The sequence below is a fragment of the Nostoc sp. JL33 genome (assembly GCF_017114985.1).
Taxonomy (GTDB): Bacteria; Cyanobacteriota; Cyanobacteriia; order Cyanobacteriales; family Nostocaceae; genus Nostoc.
Map to the genome: position 1 here is coordinate 43326 of NZ_JABXKP010000031.1, position 10189 is coordinate 53514.

The 10189-nt window shown below is 44.3% G+C and carries 10 protein-coding genes; 5 read left to right on the plus strand and 5 right to left on the minus strand.

Annotated features, from left to right (window positions below; translation table 11 throughout):
• Positions 1 to 109 precede the first annotated feature (109 nt).
• Together HWQ23_RS07430 and HWQ23_RS07435 are read left to right on the plus strand one after the other, a co-directional pair.
• A complete protein-coding gene (locus tag HWQ23_RS07430) occupies positions 110 to 1576 on the plus strand; it encodes an efflux RND transporter periplasmic adaptor subunit (RefSeq protein WP_292825737.1) in 1467 nt (488 codons plus the stop codon).
• Positions 1577 to 1586: 10 nt separating this feature from the next.
• Entirely contained in the window at positions 1587 to 2804 is a 1218-nt protein-coding gene (locus tag HWQ23_RS07435) for an ABC transporter permease (RefSeq protein WP_292825739.1), read from the plus strand.
• 18 nt (positions 2805 to 2822) lie between these two features.
• Here the strand turns inward: HWQ23_RS07435 and HWQ23_RS07440 are convergent, their stop codons facing one another.
• A complete protein-coding gene (locus HWQ23_RS07440) occupies positions 2823 to 3092 on the minus strand; it encodes a DUF4351 domain-containing protein (RefSeq protein WP_292825742.1) in 270 nt (89 codons plus the stop codon).
• Between the two features lie 39 nt (positions 3093 to 3131).
• Positions 3132 to 4043 (minus strand): DUF4351 domain-containing protein, encoded by a 912-nt coding sequence (locus tag HWQ23_RS07445; protein ID WP_292825745.1) that lies wholly within the window; start codon positions 4041 to 4043, stop codon positions 3132 to 3134.
• A gap of 431 nt (positions 4044 to 4474) precedes the next feature.
• Here HWQ23_RS07445 and HWQ23_RS07450 point away from each other — a divergent pair, with 431 nt between their 5' ends.
• Positions 4475 to 5239 carry an ABC transporter ATP-binding protein gene (locus tag HWQ23_RS07450; RefSeq protein WP_292825748.1) on the plus strand — a complete coding sequence of 255 codons (765 nt, stop codon included), beginning with the start codon at positions 4475 to 4477 and terminating at the stop codon, positions 5237 to 5239.
• An 88-nt stretch (positions 5240 to 5327) separates the two neighbouring features.
• Here the strand turns inward: HWQ23_RS07450 and HWQ23_RS07455 are convergent, their stop codons facing one another.
• A complete protein-coding gene (locus HWQ23_RS07455) occupies positions 5328 to 5858 on the minus strand; it encodes an orange carotenoid protein N-terminal domain-containing protein (protein ID WP_292825751.1) in 531 nt (176 codons plus the stop codon).
• 220 nt (positions 5859 to 6078) lie between these two features.
• On the opposite strand from HWQ23_RS07455, the gene HWQ23_RS07460 reads away from it, so the two are divergent.
• A complete protein-coding gene (locus HWQ23_RS07460) occupies positions 6079 to 6453 on the plus strand; it encodes a hypothetical protein (protein WP_292825753.1) in 375 nt (124 codons plus the stop codon).
• Between the two features lie 365 nt (positions 6454 to 6818).
• Here HWQ23_RS07460 and HWQ23_RS07465 read toward each other — a convergent pair whose 3' ends face one another.
• A complete protein-coding gene (locus HWQ23_RS07465) occupies positions 6819 to 7457 on the minus strand; it encodes an HAD-IA family hydrolase (protein WP_292825756.1) in 639 nt (212 codons plus the stop codon).
• Positions 7432 to 8430, minus strand: coding sequence for a tRNA epoxyqueuosine(34) reductase QueG (gene queG, locus HWQ23_RS07470; RefSeq protein ID WP_292825759.1), 999 nt, complete (start codon positions 8428 to 8430; stop codon positions 7432 to 7434). The genes HWQ23_RS07465 and queG overlap by 26 nt, the downstream gene beginning before the upstream one ends.
• Positions 8431 to 8666: 236 nt before the next feature.
• Here queG and HWQ23_RS07475 point away from each other — a divergent pair, with 236 nt between their 5' ends.
• Positions 8667 to 10136, plus strand: coding sequence for an MFS transporter (locus tag HWQ23_RS07475; RefSeq protein WP_292825762.1), 1470 nt, complete (start codon positions 8667 to 8669; stop codon positions 10134 to 10136).
• The last annotated feature ends 53 nt before the right edge of the window (positions 10137 to 10189 follow it).

Genomic DNA, 10189 nt, shown 5'->3' on the forward strand with positions numbered 1-10189 from the left:
TAGTTTACTAATAAAGATTTAATCTAAAACTTTGAAAAAATCCGTATTCCTACACTTGCCCTCTCACTGAGGACTACCCGCATAAAACAAGATTCATAGGCTTCTAGATATGGCTACGCACATAGAATTTCCAGTTATTGGCAAAGTTAAGTATCCATTACGCTGGCTGATGGGGCTGATAGCAGGGGGTGTCTTGGTTGTTGGTATCACAGCCTACACCCTGGTAAATCAAGGGAGAAAAGAAGACATTAGTCAATTAACTGTGCCAGTAGCAGCGCAAAACGTGACTTTGCGGATTACAGCGAGTGGCAAAGTCGTGCCAGTTCAGAGCGTAAATATTAGTCCGAAGAACCCCGGAGTGCTGTCGCAATTATATGTTGAACAAGGCGATCGCATTCAACAAGGACAAATTCTCGCCCGTATGGATAGTGCTAGCATTGAAGCCCAAAAAAGCCAGTATCGTGCTAACTTAGCCCAAAGTCAAGCACAACTAGCCGAAGCCGTTGCTGGTAGTCGTCCTCAAGAAATTGCTCAAGCTAGGGCGCGATTAGCACAAGCTCAAGCCCAGCTTGCCGCCGCCCGTGCTGGTAATCGTCCCCAAGAGGTTGCTCAATCTCAATCCCAAGTGGATGCGGCTCAAGCAAAGGTGAATTATAGCAGTCAACAGGTAAAGCGTTATCAATACTTATACGAACAGGGAGCAGAGAAGAAGCAATTACTCGATCAAGCCATCAGCGAAGACAAAAGTGCTAGAGCCAGTTTAGAAGAAGCTAAAAAACGATTTTCGTTAGTCCAAAGTGGCACTCGGACTGAGGAAATCGACCAACGCCAAGCGGCTGTGAATGAAGCACGGGCGGCATTAGTTCTGTTGGAAGATGGCACGCGTTCTGAGGAAATTGTCCAGCGTCAAGCAGCTGTTGCCTCTGCTGAGGCTCAATTGAAGGGTGTGCAAGTGCAGTTGGAAGATACAATTATTCGCGCTCCTCTTTCGGGAATTGTGACGCAAAAGTATGCCGAACCAGGCGCGTTTGTCACACCGACAACTTCTGCTTCTACTAGTGCCTCGGCAACCTCCAGTTCAATTGTCGCTGTCGCACGCGGTTTAGAAATATTAGCTCAAGTTCCCGAAGCCGATCTTGGCAGAATGAAACAGGGACAGCAGGTGGAAATTGTCGCCGATGCCTATCCCGATCAAGTTTTTAAAGGTCATGTGCGCCTGATTGCTCCAGAAGCAGTGATAGAACAAGGTGTGACATCGTTCCAGGTGCGGGTTGCTCTCGATACTGGCACAAATAAACTGCGTTCTGGCTTAAATGTGGATCTGACTTTTTTGGGCGATCGCGTCAAGAATGCCTTAGTATTACCAACGGTGTCAATCGTCACCGAAAAGGGCAAAACTGGCGTACTTGTACCCGGTGCAAACAATAAACCCCAATTCCGCGAAGTTACAGTTGGGGCGCAAATCCAAGAGCAAACTCAGATTTTAGAGGGAGTTAAAGCAGGCGATCGCGTTTTTGTTAACCCTCCCAAAGACTACAAAATTGAGAAGGCAAAAGAGAAACAGAATAATTCGTAATTATTAACAGATGAATTTTTTAGAAAGTGTCCAAATGGCGGGTAAAACCCTGCTATCAAATAAACTGCGTAGCGCCCTGACGATGTTGGGTATAGTTATTGGTAACGCCTCAGTAATTGCCATGATTGGTATTGGCGAAGGTGGGCAAAAGTACGTGAATAAACAGCTGGAGTCATTAGGGCCAAATGTGCTGTTTGTGATTCCAGGTAATCGAGAAACTCAGCGTATCTCCTTTGAAGTGCCAAAAACTCTAGTGTTGCAAGATGCCGATGCGATCGCTTCTCAGGTACCAACAGTAGTAGGAGTTGCTCCCGAATTAAACAGAAGACAGGTAATTACATACCGCAACAAAAACACCGATGTCAACATCATTGGCACAACTCCCAGCTTTTTATCGGTGCGGGATTTTGAAACTGCTAAAGGCAGGTTTTTCTCTGAGGTAGACATTAAGCGAAGCAACCAAGTTGTTGTGCTGGGTGCAGACTTGGCAGAAAAACTATTCGGTAATAGTAACGCCATCGGTCAGCAATTGCGACTTGGAAATACCAGCTTTCAAGTGATTGGGACGTTAATAGCCAAAGGTTCTAGCGTCGGTGCAGATTATGATGAAGCTGCCTTAATACCGATCACAACCTCAGCTAACCGACTTGTAGGAAAGAATTCTCCTTATGGTATCGCCTTAGATTACCTCGTAGCTGCCGCTCGTGATTCCGAGAGCGTGGATGCAGCAGAATTTCAAATTAGTAATTTGTTGCGTCTACGACACAAAATTAATGGTGAAGATGACTTTACTCTTCGCACCCAGAAAGATGCTTTGCAAACTGTCGGTCAAATTACAGGTGCATTGACAATTATGTTAGCAGCGATCGCTGGGATATCGTTGTTTGTCGGCGGCATTGGCATCATGAATATTATGCTTGTCTCCGTCACCGAACGCACCCAAGAAATCGGATTGAGAAAAGCGATCGGGGCAACTGAGCAAGATATTTTGCTACAGTTCATCATTGAGGCAGTGATAGTTTCCGCAGCTGGCGGTCTAGTCGGGACTGCGGTTGGTATCAGTGGCATTCTATTAGTGGGAGCCTTGACTCCTTTAGAAGCGAGTCTTTCTCCCGTAGCGATTACTATGGCAGTTAGTGTCTCTGCTGGTATTGGTTTATTCTTTGGCGTTGTTCCCGCACGTCGCGCTGCTAAACTTGACCCAATTGTGGCTCTTAGAAGTGCTTAGTTATGGGAATCGCAAAACTTAATCTTCCTGATGAGGTTGAGGTAAGTAATTCACTAAATCACTTTGACTGGAGAAATCTAACAGCGCTTCAGCTAACTCTTCTAGTTGAGCGATCGATAAAGTACGAATCTGCTGTTCTATCTCCGGCTCAATTGCACCAAACCGACGTGTTAATTGACGCAAAATCAGTTGTAGCGGCTCCTGTTTCTTTCCTCGTTCTTCTCCCTGTTGCAATCCCTGTTGCAATCCTTTTTGCAGAATGTCTTGATAAATCACAGATTCTTGCATAATTTGCTTTTTAGTGGGTTTGGCAAAGCGATGGCTTCCTTAATCCCCTAAACTGGGTTGAAGTGGGGAGATATTTGCTAGATAATTCACTAAATCACTTTGGCTGTTAAAACCCAACAGTGCTTCAGTTAACTCCTCAAGTTGAGCGATCAATAATTTGCGAATCTGCTGTTCTATCTCCGGCTCAATTGCACCAAACCGAAGCTTCAAAAGACGCAGTATTACCGCCACCTCTCCTTTTTGCAAACCTCTTTGCTCTCCTTTTTGCAGAATGTCTTGGTAAATCACAGATTCTTGCATAATTTCCTCTCTAAAAAGCTGTTTAATCACATTTTTGTCAAACCGCAAACCAGCTAAAACCTGTACACAAGCTGATATATTCTGTCGTTCGTCTGTTTCCTCAATCATATCGACAGCAGTAGCGACTTGCTCTAAAAGTCTTTGGGGTGAGTCGCTTCTGGCTAATGTCGCTAGTGATAAGAGTGCGGGGTTAGCCAGCAGTGGCGTGGGATCTTCTTCCCATAAACGAATCACTCGATATCTGTGTGTAGTGTTCGTGTCTATATACTGAGTTTGAAAAGCGATCGCCGAAGATGTAGCTTGAAGGAAAATTAACACCTGTTTAATCTCACACCAGTATTCTCGCTTTAATCTGGTGTAGTAATCCAGCATCCGAAAGTCAAGCGGGGTTGTGGATTTGGGTGTAGTTTGAAACTCTAAATGTAAGATTTGGTTGGCGATTTGCAGGAATGTCACCCTTACGGGTTCGCCAGTTGCCTGTGGAGGGAAACCCTCCCGCAGCACTGGACTCACCGAATCAGCGCGAATTGGTTCAAGGTTGAGTTCGGTTTTGAGTACTTGGATATCTGAGGTGTCAATTGAGAGTAACCAGCTAGCAAACTCAGCAGGGTAGTTTTCAGCAAGGTATTTGCAGGTGTTATCGTAGGCCAAGAGGGATGTGTAATTAGTTGTGTATTATACTATTTTACTAATGAAGCGATGCTGACGACGGGCTATTCGGTGACGCAACTTTATTTTGTCGTCACCAACATTACGACATTAAGGACAAACATCATGACATTTCTCATCAACATTACGACATTAAGGACAAACATCACGACGTTTCTCATCAACATCACGACATTAAGGACAAACATCACGACATTTCTCATCAACATCACGACATTAAGGAGAAACATCACGATGCTTGGGTAACAAAGCTAGAAACATGGAAATTGCTATTACTGGCTACGAAGTCGCCCTCACTGTTTATACCCGCAGCGCCTTTGGTCAAGAATGGGCAATGACGCAAAATAATCTTGGGACTGCTTACATAGATTCTTAATAAGATTGAATAGTTAAGTATTAATTTTGAGCAGATTATGGCAAATACTATTTTAATTACCGATTCTCTAGTTCCTGAACCTGTAGCGAAACCAGCAATCATTCGACTAGAAAAAATTTCCAAGATTTATGGTAGTGGCGAAACAGAAATTCGAGCGCTGAATGATGTCAACCTAATTGTGGAACAGGGCGAATATTGTGCAATCATGGGGCCCTCAGGTTCTGGTAAATCCACAGCCATGAATATTATCGGTTGTTTAGATCGTCCCACAGACGGACATTATTACTTAGATAACCTCGATGTAGCCCAAATGGACGATCGCTCATTGGCACACATCCGTAATAAAAAGCTGGGGTTTGTCTTCCAACAATTCCACCTATTGCCCCAACTAACAGCATTAGAAAATGTGATGCTGCCGATGGTGTATGCTGATGTGAATCCCAAAGAAAGAAGCGATCGCGCAATAGAAGCATTGACAAGAGTCGGTTTAGCAAATCGCCTCAACAACAAACCCACTCAACTATCTGGCGGACAACAACAACGAGTAGCGATCGCGCGTGCGATCGTTAATCGTCCGGTAGTACTCCTAGCCGATGAACCCACAGGCGCACTTGATTCGCGCACAACCCAAGAAGTCTTAGATATTTTTGGCGAACTAAATACCAGTGGAATCACCGTTGTCATGGTAACTCATGAGCCAGAAGTTGCCCGTCAAACCCGGCGCATCGTTTGGTTCCGTGATGGTGAAGTAATACACTCTAATCTCACCCCAGCCGAATTGAATCACTTTGCGGTGTCATAAGTTATTAAAGCCCGCCTACCCTGCGGGTTCTGCCAAGCAGTACGCGGACTTTGTTTGTCTAGCTGCGAGTTTTAGTGGACAGGGCGGATTACAAACTCGCTGTTTTTCCAGTTTCTGCTTGCGTTGCGATCGGCTTAACATCGGTGTAACCCACTTCACCAGCTATTGTCCGAAACACTGACATTTGCTCCTCAAATTCTAGTCCTTCAATCTGAGAAATCAGATCATTAATTGGCTTAGTTGCCTCGTAGCTAGCTGGTAAGTCAACCACCGTATCTCCCATAGCTACTGCCCAAGCATACCAAACTAACAGCTGGTTGTTTTCTTTTATCGCCCCATAAGCACGAGAATATTCTGTATCTTTGCGGTTAACTATATCCCGCATTATATCTAGTTGCTGCTCATCTGATAACTCAAAATAGTCTTTTAGCAGAAGTGGTGCTAACTCTGGTTCGGCCGTAGCTGGAGCAGCTGGAGTGATCGAGTCACCCATTTTTTCATAAACCAAATAGAACCAGGCTAATTTGGCATCAGTATCTAAATCGTTAAACGCATCCACCAATTTTTGAGTTTCATTGCTCTGGGCTTGAGAAATAGTTTTATCGTAACTTGCAGTCATAATTTTATTTCCAAAGAAATTTTACAGGCCAAACTAAGGCTTACCAAAGTTTGAGTATCAGATTCTACTACCAAGAGAAAGAGTTAAATTAATTGGAAATTGTAGCTTTAATCTACCTTTTAGTAGAGGTAAAGTCTCTCCTAAGGAAGCAAAAAAGCAGCAGATTAATTTGCTACAATCTCCTTCAGTAATAAAAAATTTAGCTAAGGTTTTTTAGTTTATGCCCGATGAAGTAAAGCCCAATTTAAGTGAAGCTCCCACCCACGAAGCCCAATTAGCTGCCGAAAGCATAGCTAGTGGTGAAGAAGAAGCGCCAAAGGTGAATTTTGATGCTGATTATGCAGCTGCACAAGAATTTAGCGTTAGCGAAGTTGATCGCACAGGTGAAGGTGTAGCAGCAGCCGAATCAGCGACTGAATCTAAATTTAAAACCTCTCAACCAGAAGAGACAAAAACCCAATCCCAGTCAACTGGTAATCCTGATGATTATCTAAACTTAGCAAAGGAAGTCGGGAATACTCCGACTGAGGGTGTAACTAATGTTAGCGATGATCTATTAGAACAAGCTTTTGAAAAGGGTGAACGGAAAAATTAAGTTTTCCCCAACATTTAATAGTTAATAGTTAAAATTTTAACTATTAACTAATAATTATTTAAGTAGCATTTATCGTAAATTAAAGGGTTTAAGACCCCAACCATTACAGGTAGCGCTCCGGCAAAGCCACCGAAACTCCGCTCAGTTACGCTGCGGGGATCTTGCTTGCTACAGTCGGGGTTTAAATAAGAGTCTGTTGGCTATAGCGTGCCGTAGGCAAAATGTCTTTAATGCGTGAATTTTGTTAGCGCAGCCTCAACTCTTCTCTACCTGGGCTACGCCTTCGTAGAGGCTGCGCCAACGAGTCCGCGTAAAGAGCGCGTCTGTCTGCGACACGCTATTCGCCTTCCTAGAGAGCGTCATTTTCAATTTTGAATTGTTAACACTTCAAGTAGTTCACTAGGTTGCTGAATTAAATAATCTGGATTTTGCTTGGCTAATGCTTCCGGTGAGTTAAAGCCCCAAGTCACTGCAATCACTTGGACATTTGCTTTCTTTGATGCTTCTATATCTCTGGTTTCATCTCCCACATAAATAACTTCTTGAGGCTGGAGTTGGTTTTGCCTCAAGACGTTATTGATTATGGTTGTTTTGCCAAAAATTGTAATTCCTGAGTAGATAAAATCAAATAGATGATTTAAATCATTGATTGTGAGAAACTGCGTCACATTTTCTTTAGAATTAGAAGTGATAATGCCCAGCTTAAATCCTTTAGCTTGCAGTTCCATTAATGCATCTTTAATTCCAGGAATTGGCTTTAATTCAGGGATTTTGTTTTTTAATTCTCCTTTAACTTTTTTAACTAGAAAAGGGATCTTAAATAGAGAAACTCCTGAGTATTTAATAATTTCCCTAGATGTTAGGTTTTTAAGGAGGGCTAATTGCTCAGGACTTATGTGCCTATAGCCAAAGTCTACAGCTAGACGATTAGCAATACTTACAAGGGCATCTACTGTATCAGCAATTGTGCCATCAAAATCAAAAATAATTACTTTCGGGGTCATTCTTTCGCCTGGATGCGTCAAGATTAGCTAGGGCGTTGCGTCGTAACATTTCTGGCTTAATCCGCCGCAAGGCAGATGCTGGAAATCGTTTATCCCAATCCTGATCTGAGATTTGGGCTAATTCTAGCAGGTGGGGAGCAATATTCCCAGGATAAGGCTGAAACTCTGCAATATCAGTTGGGCTGGCAAAACGTTGATTCCAAGGACAAACATCTTGGCAAATATCACAACCAGCAACCCAGCCTTGCAAATGGGGTGTGATTGTCTCTGGCAATTCCTTGGCTCGATTTTCAATGGTATGATAAGCAATGCAGCGATTAGCATCCACGACAAAAGGCTGAGTAATTGCACCTGTAGGACAAGCCTGAATACAACGAGTACAGCTACCGCAGTGTTCTGTATGCGGGCGATCGCTCTCTAATTCCAAATTGGTCAACACTTCTCCCAAAAATACCCAAGAGCCATATTCTCGTGTAATCAGATTACCATTTTTGGCAATCCAACCAATTCCGGCTTGTTGTGCTAAGACTTTCTCTTGTACCGGGCCAGTGTCTGCATAATAACGAGCTAGTACGCCCTCATCAAGTGATTCTAGCCATGTAGCTAGCTGCTTGAGTTTTTTATGCATCACTTTGTGATAATCCCTTCCCCAAGCATAACGGGAAATTTTGGCGTATTCCTCGCCTTCTCCTGACGGAGACGCTGCGCGAACGGGACGTTGATCTGCTGTGTAGTAATTTAGCACCACACACACTAGCGATCGCGCCTTTGGCATCACTAAGCTGATATCCTGACGCTTTCGATTAGCCATCCATTCCATATCCGCGTGATAACCCAGTTCAATCCATGCTTGTAACCTCTGCGCTTCTGTGGGATCTACCTTATCTACAGCAGCAATTCCAACTTTGTGAAAGCCCAACTCCCTGGCTTTTTCTTTCACTACACTACTGCTTGTTACGGAATACTGATTCATTTTTTTATCTGGATTTTGCCTAAATAAAGGCACATTAACTTTACATTACATAGTCAATACCTTTGATTAAGATTTGTTGCTTCCATACATGATAAATTTTATCTAATCGCTGTAATATCCCTGTCTCAAGGTTTCGTACTTCGGGGATCTAAAGCAGTTAGTAGGTATAGCAGCCTACAATTAATATACGTATGCAAACTATTCATCACCGTAAAGTCAAAGCCGGAGGCTAAACGTTGGCACAATTGCAAGGACAACCTCTGGCTTTATCAGGCTCTCAAAAAAATTGGGTCTTAGTCGGTGTCGGACTTGGGGTGTTCATGTCTACTCTAGATGTGGGGATCATCAATGTTGCTTTGCCCACATTGGTGCAAGCCTTTGATACCAGTTTCCCTACAACCCAATGGGCTGTATTGAGTTACCAGTTGGTCAGTTCCGGTTTAGTTTTGGGGGCAACGCGCCTGGGGGATATGTGGGGCAAGAAGTCCTTATATCAGGGGGGACTTGTGCTGTTCACTTTCAGTTCGCTGTTATGTGGTTTTGCACCTGGTATTGGCTGGTTGATCGGCTTTCGGGCGCTTCAAGGACTCGGTGCTGTGTTCATTTCTGGGCTTGGTTTGGCAATCATCACAGAAGTTTTTCCCTCTTCCGAACGAGGTCGGGCTGTTGGCGTTATCGGTAGCGTAGTGTCACTGGGAATTGCTTTTGGGCCTTCTGCTGGCGGGCTGCTCCTAAGCTTCTCAGGCTGGCATAGTATATTCTTTATCAATGTACCTCTGGGGATCATCGCCAGTTTCTTAATAGCTCGCGTGGTGCCGCCTTCTGTACACCTTCCGGGCAAACAGAAATTTGATTTTTTTGGAGCGATATTGGCTTTATTGACTCTGGGTAGTTTTGGGCTGGGTATGACGCTAGGGCAAAGCCAGGGCTTTGGCAGTACCAATGCATTGGTATTATTAGCGATCGCTGCCGTGAGTTTTACAACTTTTTTGGTAGTTGAAGCGATTATAGAGCAGCCGCTACTAGAGCTACACCTGTTTGGCAATCTTCAGTTGAGTATGGGTTTGCTAAGTGGCTGGCTAGCATTCATTGTTATTGGCGGTTCGCTACTCATCGTCCCTTTCTTTCTAGAGGGCGTTAAGCATTATCCGACGGTAAAAGTGGGGCTACTACTAGCCGTGTCGCCTGTACTTAGTGGGTTAATTGCCCCACTATCTGGAAGACTTTCAGACCGCTTTAGCGCTCGATTAATCAGTTCCATTGGGCTGGGGTTGATGATTGGCGGCTGTCTGGGAATTAGCACCTTTGATGCTCAAATTACTGAGGTAGGCTATGTATCGCGCTATTTTATTTACGGCATTGGACTAGGTTTATTCCAATCGCCCAACAATAGCACTGTCATGGGAGCAGTACCAAGGGAGCGGCTAGGGATTGCTTCTGGGCTGCTGTCTTTGTCACGTACATCAGGAAACACGGTTGGAGTTTCTCTAATCGGGACAGTATTTGGAGCGTTAATCGCTAGCATGTCTGCGGGTGCAGATGTCTCTGTTGCCCCTCCTGAGGCGATCGTTGCGGGGTTCCAAGGAACTTTTCGCTTTGCAGCCCTAATACTTTGTGGGGCAGCAGTTGCATCCGTTTTGAGGATCAGTAAAAAGCAGGGGAGCAGGGGAGCAGGGGAGCAGGGGGAGCAGGGGAGAAATAATTAATGCCCAATGCCCAATGCCCAATGCCCAATGCCCAATGCCCAATGCCCAATGCC

Excerpts from the sequence above, each read along its gene's own strand:
- HWQ23_RS07430 (WP_292825737.1), top strand. The coding sequence starts at position 110 with ATGGCTACGCACATAGAATTTCCAGTTATTGGCAAAGTTAAGTATCCA.
- HWQ23_RS07435 (WP_292825739.1), top strand. The coding sequence starts at position 1,587 with ATGAATTTTTTAGAAAGTGTCCAAATGGCGGGTAAAACCCTGCTATCA.
- HWQ23_RS07440 (WP_292825742.1), bottom strand. The coding sequence starts at position 3,092 with ATGCAAGAATCTGTGATTTATCAAGACATTCTGCAAAAAGGATTGCAA.
- HWQ23_RS07450 (WP_292825748.1), top strand. The coding sequence starts at position 4,475 with ATGGCAAATACTATTTTAATTACCGATTCTCTAGTTCCTGAACCTGTA.
- HWQ23_RS07455 (WP_292825751.1), bottom strand. The coding sequence starts at position 5,858 with ATGACTGCAAGTTACGATAAAACTATTTCTCAAGCCCAGAGCAATGAA.
- HWQ23_RS07460 (WP_292825753.1), top strand. The coding sequence starts at position 6,079 with ATGCCCGATGAAGTAAAGCCCAATTTAAGTGAAGCTCCCACCCACGAA.
- HWQ23_RS07465 (WP_292825756.1), bottom strand. The coding sequence starts at position 7,457 with ATGACCCCGAAAGTAATTATTTTTGATTTTGATGGCACAATTGCTGAT.
- queG (WP_292825759.1), bottom strand. The coding sequence starts at position 8,430 with ATGAATCAGTATTCCGTAACAAGCAGTAGTGTAGTGAAAGAAAAAGCC.